Source organism: Pelagibaculum spongiae (assembly GCF_003097315.1).
GTDB lineage: Bacteria > Pseudomonadota > Gammaproteobacteria > Enterobacterales > Pelagibaculaceae > Pelagibaculum > Pelagibaculum spongiae.
Genome location: NZ_QDDL01000001.1, coordinates 394,123 through 410,709 on the forward strand (window position 1 = coordinate 394,123; position 16,587 = coordinate 410,709).

15 protein-coding genes and 2 tRNA genes are annotated in these 16,587 nt (G+C 47.5%); 1 reads left to right on the top strand and 16 read right to left on the bottom strand.

Features of this window, described 5'->3' with window-relative positions; genetic code table 11:
• Positions 1-35: 35 nt before the first annotated feature.
• The 16 genes from DC094_RS01725 to rlmE form a co-directional block, all read right to left on the bottom strand.
• Positions 36-824: a hypothetical protein gene (locus DC094_RS01725; protein WP_133245438.1), complete on the bottom strand. Its 789-nt coding sequence runs from the start codon at positions 822-824 to the stop codon at positions 36-38.
• Positions 825-1,070: 246 nt separating this feature from the next.
• Positions 1,071-3,227 carry a polyribonucleotide nucleotidyltransferase gene (gene pnp / locus DC094_RS01730; RefSeq protein WP_116685362.1) on the bottom strand — a complete coding sequence of 719 codons (2,157 nt, stop codon included), beginning with the start codon at positions 3,225-3,227 and terminating at the stop codon, positions 1,071-1,073.
• Between the two features lie 31 nt (positions 3,228-3,258).
• Positions 3,259-3,525, bottom strand: a complete 267-nt coding sequence (gene rpsO, locus DC094_RS01735) for a 30S ribosomal protein S15 (RefSeq protein ID WP_116685363.1) — start codon at positions 3,523-3,525, stop codon at positions 3,259-3,261.
• 75 nt (positions 3,526-3,600) lie between these two features.
• The gene (truB, locus tag DC094_RS01740; protein WP_116685364.1) at positions 3,601-4,530 is read right to left on the bottom strand and encodes a tRNA pseudouridine(55) synthase TruB; all 930 of its coding nucleotides are present in this window, start codon (positions 4,528-4,530) and stop codon (positions 3,601-3,603) included.
• Complete coding sequence (gene rbfA, locus DC094_RS01745; protein ID WP_116685365.1) at positions 4,530-4,904, bottom strand: 30S ribosome-binding factor RbfA; 375 nt, start codon at positions 4,902-4,904, stop codon at positions 4,530-4,532. Before rbfA ends, truB begins: the two co-directional genes overlap by 1 nt.
• A gap of 5 nt (positions 4,905-4,909) precedes the next feature.
• On the bottom strand, positions 4,910-7,603 hold the full coding sequence (infB, locus tag DC094_RS01750) for a translation initiation factor IF-2 (protein WP_116685366.1): 2,694 nt from the start codon (positions 7,601-7,603) through the stop codon (positions 4,910-4,912).
• A 20-nt stretch (positions 7,604-7,623) separates the two neighbouring features.
• Positions 7,624-9,117, bottom strand: coding sequence for a transcription termination factor NusA (gene nusA, locus DC094_RS01755; protein WP_116685367.1), 1,494 nt, complete (start codon positions 9,115-9,117; stop codon positions 7,624-7,626).
• A gap of 40 nt (positions 9,118-9,157) precedes the next feature.
• Entirely contained in the window at positions 9,158-9,613 is a 456-nt protein-coding gene (gene rimP, locus DC094_RS01760) for a ribosome maturation factor RimP (RefSeq protein ID WP_116685368.1), read from the bottom strand.
• Positions 9,614-9,709: 96 nt separating this feature from the next.
• Positions 9,710-9,785 (bottom strand) — tRNA-Met (locus tag DC094_RS01765).
• A 92-nt stretch (positions 9,786-9,877) separates the two neighbouring features.
• A tRNA-Leu gene (locus tag DC094_RS01770) sits at positions 9,878-9,962 on the bottom strand.
• Between the two features lie 9 nt (positions 9,963-9,971).
• Positions 9,972-10,340 carry a preprotein translocase subunit SecG gene (secG, locus tag DC094_RS01775; protein WP_116685369.1) on the bottom strand — a complete coding sequence of 123 codons (369 nt, stop codon included), beginning with the start codon at positions 10,338-10,340 and terminating at the stop codon, positions 9,972-9,974.
• Positions 10,341-10,346: 6 nt separating this feature from the next.
• Positions 10,347-11,096, bottom strand: coding sequence for a triose-phosphate isomerase (tpiA, locus tag DC094_RS01780; RefSeq protein WP_116685370.1), 750 nt, complete (start codon positions 11,094-11,096; stop codon positions 10,347-10,349).
• A gap of 24 nt (positions 11,097-11,120) precedes the next feature.
• Positions 11,121-12,473: a phosphoglucosamine mutase gene (gene glmM / locus DC094_RS01785; protein WP_116685371.1), complete on the bottom strand. Its 1,353-nt coding sequence runs from the start codon at positions 12,471-12,473 to the stop codon at positions 11,121-11,123.
• A 2-nt stretch (positions 12,474-12,475) separates the two neighbouring features.
• A complete protein-coding gene (gene folP, locus DC094_RS01790; protein WP_116685372.1) occupies positions 12,476-13,315 on the bottom strand; it encodes a dihydropteroate synthase in 840 nt (279 codons plus the stop codon).
• 145 nt (positions 13,316-13,460) lie between these two features.
• On the bottom strand, positions 13,461-15,410 hold the full coding sequence (ftsH, locus tag DC094_RS01795) for an ATP-dependent zinc metalloprotease FtsH (protein WP_206605580.1): 1,950 nt from the start codon (positions 15,408-15,410) through the stop codon (positions 13,461-13,463).
• Between the two features lie 80 nt (positions 15,411-15,490).
• Positions 15,491-16,111 carry a 23S rRNA (uridine(2552)-2'-O)-methyltransferase RlmE gene (gene rlmE / locus DC094_RS01800; RefSeq protein ID WP_116685374.1) on the bottom strand — a complete coding sequence of 207 codons (621 nt, stop codon included), beginning with the start codon at positions 16,109-16,111 and terminating at the stop codon, positions 15,491-15,493.
• Between the two features lie 117 nt (positions 16,112-16,228).
• Between rlmE and yhbY the strand changes: the two genes are divergently transcribed.
• On the top strand, positions 16,229-16,531 hold the full coding sequence (gene yhbY / locus DC094_RS01805; RefSeq protein WP_116685375.1) for a ribosome assembly RNA-binding protein YhbY: 303 nt from the start codon (positions 16,229-16,231) through the stop codon (positions 16,529-16,531).
• Positions 16,532-16,587 lie beyond the last annotated feature (56 nt).

A 16,587-nucleotide genomic window follows, 5' to 3' on the forward strand; every position in this document is an offset into this window, starting at 1 on the left:
TGCTCCGAGCTGCCACGAGAAAAACAAGAGGGAAGTTAACTGGCGGTTTCGGTTTGCTGTTGCAGTAATTTATCTAACTTGGCTTCTATGCCATGCATTTTCTGCATTTGCTGCTGGTTTTGCTCAAGGATTTGCTGCTGATTACGTTCGATAGCTTGCTGTTGCTGCATCACTTGCTCCAAATCGATACTGGAAGCCAGGCCGGCAAAGCGGATCAAGAACCGCTGAATTTGTCGCCAGCTCATAGGAAAAGCTTGCTCAGCTTGCTCAGCATCGGTCCTAATCGCTACAAACTCAGCTTGCGATTGCCTCTGTTCTAGCAACCGCTCTGCTGCCTTTAGCCATGCATCAGCTAACTGCTGCTGTTCCAGTTGAGTCGTTTTTTTAGCTTGAAAGTTGTTCGCTACGACATAGAGCGCATCTTTTAAGCAACGAAAAATTTCATCAGCCCAAGCTTGTCGATTGTGTTGTAGCTGGTCACCAGCATCTGAAAGCATTTGCAGTGCAAAGTCAGCTTCAGCGGTCGACGGGAAAATTTTGATTAGCTGCTGCCAACTGGCAATCAGTGTTTTGGTATTTTCAGGCCAATGAAATGGAATTAATAACGGTGATTGCGGCAAATCTAGCTGATTAATCAAATCACCCCAAGCTAATGTGTCCTGCGATAAATCACAGTCAAGCGGGATGCGCACGCCAGAACTGACGCGCCATTTCTGGAACGCATCACTTAGTGAAGCAGCAGCTTCATCGCAGGCTTTCCTTGCCTGTGCTTTAGAACTCGCAGCTGAAAAGCCCAGATAAAACTCGGTAAAATTCCCTTTCAATAACATCTACAGCAACTTCTTTTGAACAAGCGGCCATAATGCGCGAATTAGCGGCGAGCTGCAATGCTGGTTGATCGGCTGGGCTGGTTTATTTTGTTGCTTTTAATAGGTTCGATTCTATTGTTGTGGCTCGCATAAAGTTTCAACACAACCCACATCAAGCGCAGAACCATAAATAACAGACATAAAAAAAGACGCCCTTAGGCGTCTTTTTCAAAAGCATCTTTACAATCTAGCTGGCTGAAATTATTCAGCTGCTGGTTGCTTTGGAGCTTCTTCTACTACTGGTGCTGCTTCAGCATCAGGCTTTTCTAAACGGTCAGATACGACTTCTTTCATAGAAAGACGGATGCGACCCTGACGGTCAACTTCCAGTACCTTAACTTCAACCACATCACCAACATTCAGTTCGTCAGCCACTTTCTCGACACGCTTGTCAGCGATTTGAGAAATGTGCACCAAACCATCTTTGCCTGGCAGGATGTTAACGAAAGCACCGAATTCCATCAGACGCTGAACTGTACCTTGGTAGATAGTGCCTACTTCTACGTCAGCAGTAATTCGTTCGATGATCTTCTTAGCTTTTTCGCCAGCTTCCAAATCAACCGCGGCGATACGTACAGTACCGTCGTCATCCAGATCGATCGCAACGCCAGTTTCTTCGGTGATTTGACGGATAGTTGCGCCGCCTTTACCGATAACGTCACGGATCTTGTCAGGGTTGATCTTCATGGTCAGCATGCGAGGTGCAAAAGAAGATAACTCGCCTTGTGGCTGAGAAATCACTTTTTCCATCTCGTCAAGGATGAACAAACGTCCGCCACTTGCCTGACTTAAAGCGATTTCCATGATTTCGCTAGTGATACCGTCGATCTTGATATCCATCTGCAGTGCAGTGATACCGTTACGGCTACCGGCTACTTTAAAGTCCATGTCACCTAGGTGATCTTCGTCACCCAGAATGTCAGATAGAACTGCAAAGCAATCGTCGCCTTTGATCAAGCCCATTGCGATACCGGCAACGCCGGATTTCACAGGAACACCAGCGTCCATCAGTGCCAGAGAAGTACCACAAACAGAAGCCATAGAGCTTGAACCGTTTGATTCAGTAATCTCAGAAACCACACGAATGCTGTATGGGAAATCTTCGAACTTAGGCAGGATCGCTTGAACACCGCGACGTGCTAAACGGCCGTGACCGATTTCGCGACGCTTAGGTCCGCTCATGAAGCCAGTTTCGCCTACACAGAATGGAGGGAAATTGTAGTGCAACATGAAGGTATCGAACTGCTCACCGTTTGGACCTTCCAGGCGCTGTGCATCACGCTCAGTACCCAAAGTGGCAGTAACGATTGCCTGAGTCTCACCGCGAGTAAACAATGCAGAACCGTGGGTACGATCCAGAATGCCATGCTCAACAGTAATTGGACGAACTGTATCAGTTTCACGTCCATCGATACGTGGCTCGCCCGACAATACGCGGCTACGAACAACGCTTTTTTCTAGCTTACCGAAGTACTTAGATACTTCTTTAGCATCGAATTCTGGCGCATCACCAGCAGCCAGGGCTTCAATAGTCTGAGCTTTCAGCTCACCCACTGCCTGGTAACGGCTCATTTTTTCCTGAATCTGATATGCAGCAGTCATACCTTCAGTTGCCAGTTCAGCAACTTTAGATGCCAATGCTTCATTTTCAGCAGGAGGCTCCCAATCCCAAGCTGGCTTGCCGTGCTCGGCAGCGAACTCGTTGATTGCAGCGATAGCAACTTGCTGCTGCTCGTGACCAAACATTACAGCACCTAACATGATTTCTTCTGACAGCTCTTCAGCTTCAGATTCAACCATTAACACTGCACTTTCAGTACCAGCAACAATCAATTCTAACTTGGAGGTTTTTAACTCTTCAAAAGAAGGGTTAAGCAGATATTCGCCGTTGGCGTAACCTACTTTTGCCGCACCGATTGGGCCCATAAATGGAACACCAGCAATACACAATGCAGCTGAAGTACCAATCAATGCAGGAATATCTGGGTCCACTTCTGGATTCCACGACATTACGGTTGCAACGATCTGAACTTCATTTTGGAACGCATCTGGGAATAACGGGCGAACTGGGCGATCGATCAAACGGGAGATTAAAGTCTCCCGTTCGGTCGGTCTACCTTCGCGCTTGAAGAAACCACCAGGGATCTTCCCTAACGAGTAGGTACGCTCCTGATAGTTAACCGTCAGCGGGAAAAAGCCGCGGTCACCGTCACTCTCTTTTTTAGCAACAACAGTTACTAGAACAGTGGTGCCATCTACATCGACTCGTACCGCTGCCGTTGCCTGGCGTGCAATCGCGCCAGTTTCCATGGTGACGGTATGCTTGCCGTATTGGAAAACTTTTCTATTCGGAGTCACTCGGAAGATCCTTAGTAGTTAATATCTGAAATTAGCGGCGCAGGCCAAGCTTAGTGATCAGGGCGCGATAGCGATCCAGATTCTTGCCTTTCAGATAATCAAGCAATTTACGGCGCTGAGAAACCATACGCAGCAGTCCACGACGGCTGTGATGATCTTTCTTGTGTGCTTTAAAGTGCTCAGTCAATTCAACAATATTTGCAGTCAACAGTGCTACTTGAACCTCTGGGGAACCGGTATCACCTTCACCGCGTGCGTTTTCAGCTACGATCTGCGCTTTTACGTCTGCAGATAACATATGGATATCTCCTATTACAAGTCATCTAAAAAAATAATCATCGGCATGCAGTGTGCAATGCCAATTAAATTGGAATCAAGCTTCCGTCAGCAAACGCCTTGGAGCCACCCGGCCGTCATCCAGTACTTCGCCTACACCTAGGAAACGCTCATCTTGCAATTGCAAGCTAACCCAACCTTCGGTAGGTGCCTTAGGAACTACTACCGGCTGCCCCATTCGCAAATAATATGCGGAGGCATCTGGCAATGTTAGCGTCGGCCAATGATTAACCATGGTGGAGATAGGCTGTAACAGCGCTTCTACCTTATCGCGCCCTAATTCTTGCTCTCGCAATTCTTTGAGCTGATCCATCGTTACCATCGTGGCGTCATCTAACCCACCAACACTCAGTCGTCGTAACATGATGACGTGAGCGCCACATCCAAGTTTCTCACCGATATCTTCGGCCAGACTACGAATGTAAGTTCCCTTGCTAACCCGAGCTTCAAGCGTTGCTTCATCGCCGTTCAACTCTAGAATTTCTAAAGAATAAACATTGATTGGCCGTGGTTGACGCTCTACCTCAATACCTTGGCGAGCCAGTTTGTATAAAGGTTGGCCTTCATGCTTGATAGCAGAATACATGGAAGGCACTTGATCCTGGGGACCTCTAAATTCAGCCACGACTTGTTGCAGCTGTGCTTCATTAACATCCACAGGACGGGTTTCGATCACTTCACCTTCAGCATCACCGGTTTCGGTGCGCTGACCCAGTTTCATGGTGAACTGGTATGCTTTATCTGCATCGAGCAAGAAGCGTGAAAACTTGGTGCCTTCACCGAAGCACAGTGGCAACATTCCACTGGCTAACGGATCAAGACTACCGGTATGGCCCGCTTTTTCGGCAAACAACATACCTTTCACTTCTTGCAATGCTTCATTCGAGCTCAAGCCAAGTGGCTTATCGAGCAAAAGAACGCCATCGACTGGACGACCGCGCCTTCTATTTCTGCCTCTGCGAGCCACTAGTCTTCTGCTCCCGGATGAAGTCGATCCTCAGCCAGCGCGGAGTCTATCAGTGCTGATAGCTCAGATCCACGACTAGTTGAGTTGTCATAATAAAACCGAAGCTGCGGCATAACCCTGATCTTGATCTGTTTCATCAAGTTATGGCGAAGAAAACCTGCGGCATTTTGCAGCACTTTACAGGTTGCTTCTGCTTCTGCTTCGTCGAGCACGCTAAAATATACTCGGGCGTGGCCCATGTCGCGTGACACTACAACAGCTGTCACGCTTACCATGCCGATCCGAGGATCTTTCAGTTCTCGCTGTATTAGCTGAGAAAGCTCCCGCCTGACCTGATCGCCCAGGCGGTCTATTCGTGTAAATTCTCTTGCCATATTTTTTACAACTGTCGCTGAACAGCAATCTGCTCGTAAACCTCGATCTGGTCGCCTTCTTTAACGTCGTTGTAGTTCTTAACAGCGATACCACATTCAGTACCGTTGCGAACTTCATTAACGTCATCCTTGAAGCGACGCAGAGACTCCAGTTCACCTTCATAGATAACAACCGAGTCACGCAATACGCGGATTCGCTCGTTACGCTTAACAGTACCTTCCAGTACCATACAGCCAGCAACCGCACCAAACTTAGGTGAACGGAATATGCTACGAACTTGTGCCAGACCAACGATATCTTCTCTGAACTCAGGCGCTAACATGCCAGACATGGCTTGTTTCACTTCATCGATCAGGTGATAAATAACGCTGTAGTAACGCAGTTCAATTGCTTCTTCTGCAACAATGCGGCGAGCCGTAGCATCAGCACGAACGTTAAAGCCAATGACCAGTGCATTAGATGCAGCAGCCAGGTTAACGTCTGTTTCGGTGATACCACCAACCGCTGAAGAAATAACGCTTACACGTACTTCGTCAGTAGAAAGCTTGGCTAGAGATTCGGTAATTGCTTCCAGAGAACCCTGCACGTCGGTTTTCAGCACCACATTAACGGTGCTGACTTCGCCTTCCTGCATGTTAGAGAACATATTCTCTAACTTGGACTTCTGTTGACGCGCCAGTTTCACATCACGGAATTTACCCTGACGGAACAGTGCGATTTCTTTAGCTTTACGCTCGTTCGGTACCATAGTGACTTCGTCACCGGCATTCGGAGCGCCAGACAGACCCAGAACTTCTACTGGAATTGAAGGACCCGCCGTTTCAACTGGCTTGCCATTTTCATCCAACAGGGCACGAACCCGGCCGTATTCTCTGCCACAAAGAACCATATCGCCTTTGCGTAAAGTACCGTTTTGTACCAGAACTGTTGCGACAACACCGCGACCTTTATCAAGACGCGCTTCAACAACAACACCCTGGGCAGGACAGTTAGCAACTGCATTTAGCTCAAGAAGTTCTGATTCATCGATGATCGCTTCTAACAGCTTATCGATGCCGGTACCTTCTTTTGCTGATACTTCGATGAACTGAGTGTCGCCACCCCATTCTTCAGAAATAACTTCATGCTGGGACAATTCAGTCTTAACACGATCAGCATTTGCTTCAGGCTTATCAACCTTGTTGACTGCAACAATGATTGGAACGCCAGCTGCGCGAGCATGCTGAACTGATTCAATCGTCTGAGGCATTACGCCATCATCTGCTGCAACAATCAGGATCGCGATATCGGTTAGATTGGCACCACGAGCACGCATTGCGGTAAACGCGGCGTGACCTGGAGTATCCAAGAAGGTAACCATGCCACGCTCAGTTTCAACGTGGTAAGCACCGATATGCTGAGTAATACCGCCAGCTTCGCCAGATTGAACGCGGGTACGACGAATATAATCCAGTAAAGAAGTCTTACCGTGGTCAACGTGACCCATGATAGTAACTACTGGTGCACGATTCGCTGTGTCACCTGAACGTTCAATACTCTCAAGCACATCATCTTCCAATGCGTTTGAGTTGACTGATACTGGCTTGTGACCCATCTCTTCTACCACGATAGTGGCAGTTTCTTGGTCAATCACCTGGTTAATAGTCGCCATCGCACCAAGCTTCATCATGTGCTTGATTACTTCTGCGGCCTTAACACTCATTTTCTGCGCTAATTCAGCAACAGTAATGGTTTCCGGGATTTTGACTTCATGGATCACCGGTGCAGTTGGCTTAGTAAAGCCATGCTCATTATCTTGCTGAGCGCCGCGCCGATTACGGGAACCCCCGCGACGACCGCGACGGCGTGAATTATCATCCGCTGCCATACCTTGGCGGCGATTAGCGGTACTCTTGGTATTACCGCCCTTCTTAACGTCTTTACGTTTGGCTGTGCTAGTAGTGCGCACTTCACCCCCCTGCTCTGCCAGACCACCACCGGAACGGTTTCGTGTATCTTGACGGGGCTTGTTACTTAATTTCGCTTTGCCAGAATCCTGCGGTGCAGGTTTCTGACGCTCTCCAGCAGTAGGCTGTGGCTTGGCTTTGTCAGCAACTTTCCGCGCAGTTTCCTGCTCGGTAGCTTTTTGCTTTTCAGCACGCGCTGCTGTTTCTGCAGTTTTACGTGCCGCTTGCTCTTCTGCAGATTTAAGCGCTGCAGCCTCTGCTTCCGCTTTTTGTGCTGCTTTTTTCTCAGCAGACAAACGTGCGGCTTGTTCTTTAGCAACCTTTTGAGCAGATTTTTCCTGCTCAACTTTTGCTGTAGCATCCTCTGCTGCTTTACGCGCTGTTTCTTCAGCAGCACGCTGAGCGTCTAGCTCGGCAGCAATTCGAGACTGATCTTCTGTCTCGGCAGCTGCCCGGCTTACATAAGTGCGCTTTTTCTTAACTGCAACATTCACAGTTTTGCTGCCACCAGTAGAACCGGACACTTTAAGCTGAGTCTTCTTAGTACGACTCAAAGTAATTTTCTTGGGTGCAGCATCCGTCTGCTCGCCATGGCTTTGCTTGAGATAACTGAGCAACTGCTGCTTTTCACTGTCACTGATGCGTTGATCCGCACTGTTGACGGTCACACCTGCATCTTTAAGCTGAACCATCAACTTGTCGACAGGTGTGTTTACTGTACCGGCCAGTTCCTTGACTGTTACTTCTGCCATATCGTCGCCATTACCCCGATTTATTGCTGATCCTCAAACCAAGGAGCACGGGCCGCCATAATCAGCGCAGCTGCACGTTCCTCACTCAAACCCTCGGTATCTAGCAAGTCGTCCACCGACTGTTCTGCCAGATCTTCCTGGGTGATGATGCCCTGACTCGCCAACTGACGTGCCAAATGCTCATCCATACCTTCTAATGCCAGCAAATCTTCTGCTGGTTGGGCATTGTCCAACTGCTCTTCGTTAACCAATTCCTTAGTCAACAGAGCATCACGTGCCCGGGTGCGCAACTCTTCAACCAGATCTTCTTCCAGACCATCAATCTCCAGCATTTCCTGGACAGGCACGTAAGCGATCTCTTCAAGAGAGCTAAAACCTTCTTCAACCAGTAACAACGCCATTTCTTCGTCAATGCTCAAATCTTGAACAAAGCGATTAATCAGCTCCTGGTTTTCTTTCGCATTCTTTTCTTGGAAATCTTCAACTGTCATGACGTTGAGATCCCAACCAGTCAACTGGCTTGCCAGACGAACATTCTGCCCGCTGCGGCCGATTGCCTGAGAAAGCTGGTCTGAAGCAACCGCGATATCCATGCTGTGGCTGTCTTCATCCATTACGATTGAAGCGACTTCTGCAGGTGCCATGGCGTTAATTACATATTGCGCCAAGTTTTCATCCCACAAAACAATATCAATTCGTTCGCCGTTCAATTCATTAGTAATGGCCTGTACACGCGAACCACGCATGCCAACACAAGCACCAACTGGATCAATACGGTTATCTTTCGCTCGAACTGCGATCTTGGCACGCTGACCTGGCTCACGGGCACCGCCCATAATCTCGATCAAATATTCACCAATTTCTGGCACTTCGATTTTAAACAGCTCGATCAAGTATTCGGGACTGGTACGACTAATCATCAGCTGAGGGCCGTGAGTATCGGTACGAATTTCGAATAACTGACCGCGCAAACGATCACCTGGACGGTAAGACTCACGCGGAATCATTTGCTCGCGATACACTGCAGCTTCCGCGTTATCACCCAGGTCAACAATGATTTGATCACGAGTGGCTTTCTTGACCACGCCGGAAACAATATCACCTACTTTATCTTTAAATGCAGCTACTACGCGAGCACGTTCTGCTTCACGTACCTTTTGCACAATAACTTGCTTCGCGGTTTGCGCTGCGATACGACCAAACTCGATCGATTCTAACTGCTCTTCGTGATAATCACCGATTACTAAGGTGTCATCCTTAAGTGCTGCAGAACCTTCCAAAAGATGAACCGCTGGCTCAAATCCTTCATGATCGCCTTCAACAACTAACCAACGTCGAAAGGTTTCATATTCGCCGGTTGTACGGTCAATCACCACCCGGACATCAATTTCTTCCAGGTTTTTCTTTTTGGTCGCCATGGCTAGCGCTGCTTCCAGTGCCTGGAAGATTACTTCCTTATCGACACCTTTTTCATGCGAAACCGCGTCGGCTACCAGCAGTATTTCTTTACTCATCGTTCCTATGGCCTCGACACTGGCTGCACTAGGGCAGTCCTTAAAATTGTGGTTTCAAACGGGCTCTATCAATCTGAATCAGCGCCAACTTGTAAACCTGTCCATCAATCTCTACATCAACTGCGTCATCATCCGCAGCCGCCAGTGTCCCAACAAAGTTACGACGCCCATCTACTGGCACAGTAGTACGTATCTCTAACCGCTCCCCAACATAGGCACGGTAATGTTCTGCTGTAAACAAAGGCCGCTCAATGCCAGGAGATGAGACTTCCAAGGTGTATTCCCCGGTAATCGGATCTTCAACATCCAACACAGCACTTACTTGCCTACTCACAAGAGCACAATCATCCACATTGATGCCTTGCTCAGCATCAATATAAATACGAAGTAGTGAATGTCGACCTTGAGCCCGATAATCCAGCCCCACGAACTCGAAACCCAGCGCTTCAACAGAAGGCTGCACCATGGTTTGAAGTCTGTCCGCAGATTTTGCCAATGTAATACCTCAAAAACAAAAAATGGGCTAAAAAGCCCACTCCCAGCGATTATCCCTACGAAAAAGCCCCATATAGGGGCTTTCGAAGGATCATTCTGGTTGCGGGGACAGGACTTGAACCTGTGACCTTCGGGTTATGAGCCCGACGAGCTGCCAACTGCTCCACCCCGCGTCAAAAGCGCCCGGAAATATAACGAAATGTGGCTGTAAAAGCAACATTCCGCCCTTAAAAGCGAAAGGGCTGCATATAGCAGCCCTTTCAATTGGTACCGACGGCCGGACTCGAACCGGCACAGCTCACGCTACCACCCCCTCAAGGTGGCGTGTCTACCAATTTCACCACGTCGGCAAATCAGTTTTACTCAGCTTTTTCAGCTTCGATAGACTCTACTACTGGTACGTCTGAATCATTGATGGGTGTTTCAACTACAGGTATTTCTACCTGCTGCTCAACCGCTGCCGGTTGATCTCCACCAAAAATACTCACAGGCGCCTGCTTACCAGTCGCGAAGTAACCCAGCGTTAAACTGGTCACAAAAAATATAGCGGCCAAGATGGCAGTTGAACGCGTCAGAAAATTACCTGATCCGCTCGCACCAAATACAGTTCCCGAAGCGCCACCACCGAAACCTGCACCGGCTTCAGCACCTTTACCTTGTTGCAGCAGTACAAACCCTATGACACCTGCTGCGGCTAGAACGTGTATGACGATAAACAGTGTATGCATCTATCCTTATCCTGCGGCCTGGATGACCGCGGCAAAATCATTAACTTTCAATGAAGCGCCACCAATCAATCCGCCGTCAATATCTGGTTTCTCGAAGAGAGCGCGCGCATTATCCTTATTTACACTGCCGCCGTAAAGTAGTCTGGTGGAATTTTTCAATGTTTCACCAAATTCAGCCAATACGCCGCGAATAAATTCATGGACTTCCTGTGCTTGCTCTGGACTAGCGGTCAAGCCAGTACCAATTGCCCACACAGGCTCATATGCAATTACACCACCAATAAAGCCTTCTTCGCCAGTTTTTTCTAATACTGCGCGCAATTGTGCGCCTACAACATCAAAAGTTTTTTCTGATTCGCGATCCTGCAGCGACTCACCAATACACAGCACTGGCGTTACATCCGTTGCTTTAACTGCAATAAATTTGTCAGCAACGCGTGCATTGGTATCACCAAACATCTCACGACGCTCAGAATGACCCACTAACGCATAACCGCAACCCATATCAGAAATCATGGCTGCATTAATCTCACCGGTAAAAGCACCACCACTGTACTCACTGCAATCTTGACTACCTACCGCCAGCTTTGTTTCTTTTAAAGCATTTATTGCAGCAGCAACATAAAGCGCTGGCGGGCAAATACCCGCTTCAACTGTTGTCGGCAAAGCTTGCTTCGCCATTTCAGCTGCATAATCAGCAATTGTGGCCAGCGAGCCATTTTGCTTCCAGTTACCTAAAACTAAGGGGGTTCTCATAATCAGATATCTCCTGCTAACTAGTTAATCTTTATCCAAAGCAGTTTCAACAACCAAAGCCAAATCTTCACAAACTTGACGAGTACGTTGCTCACCAACTCCTTCCACCATGACACGCACGACCGGCTCAGTGCCGGAAGGCCTTAACAATACTCGACCTTCACTTCCGAGTAGTTTTTCTGCCTCAGCTACAGCCTGTCGAACTTCTTCGTTAGCCAAAGGATCGCATTTTCTTCGCATCCGAACATTGATCATGCTCTGGGGATACTTGGATATCTCTTTTTTAACTTCAGCTAACGAAACACCTTCATCTACCAGCGCATTCAATACCTGGAGCGCGGCAATAATACCGTCACCTGTGGTGGTTTTATCCAAGCAGATCATATGACCTGACGATTCCCCACCCACCAGCCAACCTTTTTCCTGCAACTGCTGCAGCACATATCGGTCACCGACCTTGGCACGAACAAAGCCGACACCCAATCTTTCTAGTGCATGCTCCAAACCCAAATTACTCATTTGAGTCCCCACCACACCGCCAGGACAAATACCTTTGCGCTTGTAGTAACGAGCTATTACATATAAAAGTTCATCGCCATCAACTAACTCACCTTTATGGTCAACCATAATTAATCGGTCGCCATCACCATCAAAAGCAATACCTAAATCAGCATCCTGCTCAATGACTGTTTGCTGCAATTTTTCAGGGCTCGTCGAGCCACAACCTCGATTAATATTTAAACCATCTGGCTCATGACCAATACAGGTTACCTTTGCACCCAATTCTTTAAATACATCCGGCGCAACGTGATAGGTCGCACCATGGGCGCAATCCAAAACAATTTTCATACCTTTAAGACTGACGTCACCAGGAATTGAAGCCTTACAAAATTCAATATAACGGCCAGCCGCATCTACCACTCTGCGTGCCTTACCTAATTTAATCGAGTCTACGGTAGATATCGGCTTCTCAAGAAACGCTTCTATTTCCGCTTCCAGCTCATCATCCAACTTTAAGCCTTCATGGGAAAAGAATTTAATACCGTTGTCGTAATAAGGGTTATGTGAAGCACTAATCACAATACCCGCATCAGCGCGAAGCGTTCTGGTTAAATAAGCAATTGCTGGCGTTGGCATCGGCCCTAATAACCGCACATCGACACCTGCAGCAGAAAGACCTGCCTGTAAAGCAGATTCAAACATATAGCCAGAAATACGGGTATCTTTTCCAATCAACACCCGGCCACGCCCCTCATTTTTACCCGCAAGCACATGACCAACTGCCCAACCCAGCTTTAAAATAAAATCAGGGGTTATTGGGAATTCACCTACTTTGCCGCGAATACCATCTGTACCAAAATATTTTCTTTGCGCCATATTTACTCCGCACTAGTTTGCGTCAGCGTCATATCAATTACTTTTAATGCATCGACTGTTGGTGCTACATCGTGCACTCGAAAAATTTGACCACCCTTCATTCGAGCAATCACTGCAGCCGACAAACTGCCAGCCAACCGATCTTCAACCGGGCGATTTAATAAATTACCGATCATGCTTTTACGAGAAATGCCGATTAATAACGGCAGTCGCAAAGACTGTAGTTTTTGCAAGTCACTTAATAGCCGATAATTATGCTCGAGTGTTTTGCCAAAACCAAAACCAGGGTCTAATAGCAATCGCTTTCGAGCAATACCTGCAGCGACACATGCGTCGACTCGCTGCTGTAAAAACTCTCTGACATCCATTGCGACGTCATTATATTGCGGACTTTGCTGCATAGTTCGTGGCTGCCCTTGCATATGCATCAAACAAACTGGCACACCCAACTCAGCCGCAGCTTCTAAAGCACCAGGCAACTGCAAAGCCGACACATCATTAATCATATCTGCACCTGCTGCGATCGCCCTACGCATTACTTCTGGCTTACTGGTATCGATTGAAATTAAAATATTTGGAATCGAAGCAATCGCCTTAATCACTGGAATCACTCGCTGCAATTCATCTTCAACAGAAACAGCTTCAGCACCCGGTCGGGTAGACTCACCACCAATATCGATAATCTGCGCACCTTGCTCAAGCATGACTTTCGCCTGATCGACTGCCGCTTCGAGATGATCAAAGCAGCCACCGTCAGAAAATGAATCCGGTGTGACGTTTAAAATCCCCATCACTATCGATTGAGATAAATCCAGCGACCTACCGCCAATTTCCAGCAACATGAAACTATTTCTCCATGAAAAAAATGATTATAAAAACATTGCAGCAAATCACATTGATAAAAATTGAATAAATGTGATTTGCTATTAGCCAGCGATAAAAAAAGCCGATCCTAAGATCGGCTTTTTTTATCAGTTTCGACTATCGCTACAGTTCGCCTGCAGGACCGCCAATACCAGATTTACCATCATCGTCTGCCGCAGGCTTCTTTGGCTCAACTGCTGGCTCAACTACTTCAGCTGACGCCGACCCACCACCTGTAGAAGACCCTGATTTACTAGTTTCTGCAGGTGGGCGAGGCTCTTTACCTTCCATAATGTCTTTGATCTGATCAGCATCAATGGTTTCCCATTTCATCAGTGCGTCAGACATCGCATGTAATTTATCTTTATTTTCAGTCAATAAAGTCTCAGCGCGACGATAATTGCGATCAACGATATTGCGAATTTCTTCATCAATAATGTGCGCAGTTTCGTCACTGACTTCTTTCGTTTTGGTTACCTGACGACCAAGGAAAACTTCACCTTCTTCCTCACCGTAAGTTAATGGACCCAAACGAGCTGACAAACCCCAGCGAGTAACCATATTACGAGCAATGCTGGTTGCACGCTCAATATCGTTCGACGCACCGGTTGTTACTTCGTCTTCACCAAAAATCAACTCTTCAGCAATTCGGCCACCGAACAAAGTCGACATCTGACTCTCGAGCTTTAGCTTGGAATGGCTGTATTGATCTTGCTTTGGCAAGAACATCGTGACACCCAGCGCACGACCGCGTGGAATAATCGTCACCTTGTAAACCGGATCATGATCAGGCACTAACCAGCCAATAATCGCGTGACCCGCCTCGTGATAAGCAGTTAGGCGCTTTTCCTTTTCAGTCATCGCCATCGACTTACGCTCGGCACCCATCATAATTTTGTCTTTAGCAGAATCAAATTCCGCCTGACCAACATGACGAAGATTGTTTCTCGCAGCAACCAACGCAGCTTCGTTAACCAAGTTAGCCAGATCAGCACCCGAGAAACCAGGTGTTCCACGAGCCGTCACTGCAGCATTAACGTTATCGGCCAAAGGGACTTTGCGCATATGCACTTTAAGAATCGCTTCACGACCTCGAACATCTGGCAAGCCAACCGTTACTTGGCGGTCAAAACGACCGGGGCGCAACAAAGCTGGATCCAATACATCGGGACGGTTAGTCGCAGCAATAACGATAACACCTTCATTACCTTCAAAGCCGTCCATTTCTACCAACAACTGGTTCAAGGTTTGCTCACGCTCATCGTGACCACCACCCATACCCGCGCCACGCTGACGACCGACCGCATCGATCTCATCAATAAAGATGATACAAGGCGACTGACGCTTAGCTTGTTCAAACATGTCGCGCACACGAGATGCACCCACACCAACAAACATTTCGACAAAATCAGAACCGGAAATAGTAAAGAAAGGTACTTTTGCTTCACCAGCAATAGAGCGTGCTAGCAAAGTTTTACCTGTTCCTGGAGGGCCTGCCATAAGAACACCGCGAGGCATCTTGCCACCCAGCTTCTGGAATCTGGAAGGGTCTCTCAGGAAATCCACCAATTCGGCTACGTCTTCCTTGGCTTCTTCACAACCAGCAACATCGGCAAAAGTAACTTTCACTTGATCATCGCCAAGCAAACGCGCCTTACTCTTACCAAAAGACATAGCACCGCGGCCACCACCACCTTGCATTTGACGCATGAAGAAAATCCACACACCAATCAGCAATAGCATTGGGAACCAAGAAATAAAGATTTGCGACAAGAAGCTTTGCTGCTCTGGAGGCTCACCTTCAATAGTGACTTTCTTTTCCAACAATTGATCTACGAGGCTTCTGTCGTACAAAGGAATAACCGTAAGGAAAGTTTCGCCATTACTCAGACGACCCTCAACTTCTCGACCATCACTACTGACACGGACAGACTCCACTTCACCACGATCAATACTTTCAACAAACTGGGTATAATTCAACTCATACGAAGAGTCGGGCCGCTGATTAAAGCTGTTAAATACCGACAATAATACGACGGCTATCACCAACCATAAAACCAGATTTTTCGCCATGTCATTCAAAGCGGAATCCTCTTGTGTCCTTTCCTACGTCCTGATGCACATGACAAGTTTAATGCAGCAGAGTAATACAGCTAGCCCTTATACTGGCGAGCCAACAAATATATTTCACGAGATCTTGCGCGTGATGAATCAGGTTTACGGCTTTGAACTTTACCAAAGCACTCACGCACTTGGCGTAAATACTCATCGAACCCCTCACCCTGAAACACCTTAACCAATAGCGTACCGCCTGGGCGAAGTGTTTGCTTGGCAAATTCTAGCGCCAACTCACACAAGTAAATCGCCCTTGGCTGATCCACGGCTTTAGCACCACTATGATTGGGTGCCATGTCCGATAAGACAAGGTCAACCTGCCTGCCGTTCAGTGTATCTAACAATTGCTGATAAACCGACTCTTCCCTGAAATCACCCTGAATAAAATCGACACCCGGCACACTGTCCATCGGCAAAATATCCAAAGCTACAACACAACCACTTTCTCCGATCTGTTTCGCTGCATACTGCGACCAGCCTCCTGGAGCAGCACCCAAATCAACAATGGTATGGCCATGCTTCAACAACTTATCTTTCTGATTCATTTCTTCAAGCTTGAAAACAGCGCGAGATCGGTAACCTTTTTGCTGCGCTAACTTGACGTAAGGATCATCAAAATGCTCTTGGAGCCAGTTTTTACTACTTTTCGAACGGGCCATACATAGGGTCTCTGGGGTCAATGGAAGGTATATGGAGACAAGAGAAAGTTTTTACAAGGGCTGAAACAGAGTAGAATGGTGCTTTAGCCATTTCGGCATGACAGGCAATTCAAAATTATGCATTTAGCTGCATCACAAAAGCGCTTCCTCAAGAGTCAGGCGCACTCACTTAAGCCATTAATCATTATTGGCGACAAAGGATACACCAACGCTCTGGAAGCAGAACTTTTAAAAACACTGGACCAACACGAGCTGATTAAAGTTCGCGTCAATGCTGGTGACCGCGAGCAGCGAGCAGAAATTATCGAGCAAATGTGCAAATCGAGCGGCGCATCCTTGGTCGGCGCAATCGGTCATGTCGCAATCGTCTTTTTGCAACGCGCAAAAGATAGCAACATCGACTTGCCAAAAGCCAAATAAGCTTATCGCATAAGAAAGGGCACTTTACGTGCCCTCTCTGAATTTTCACCTACCAA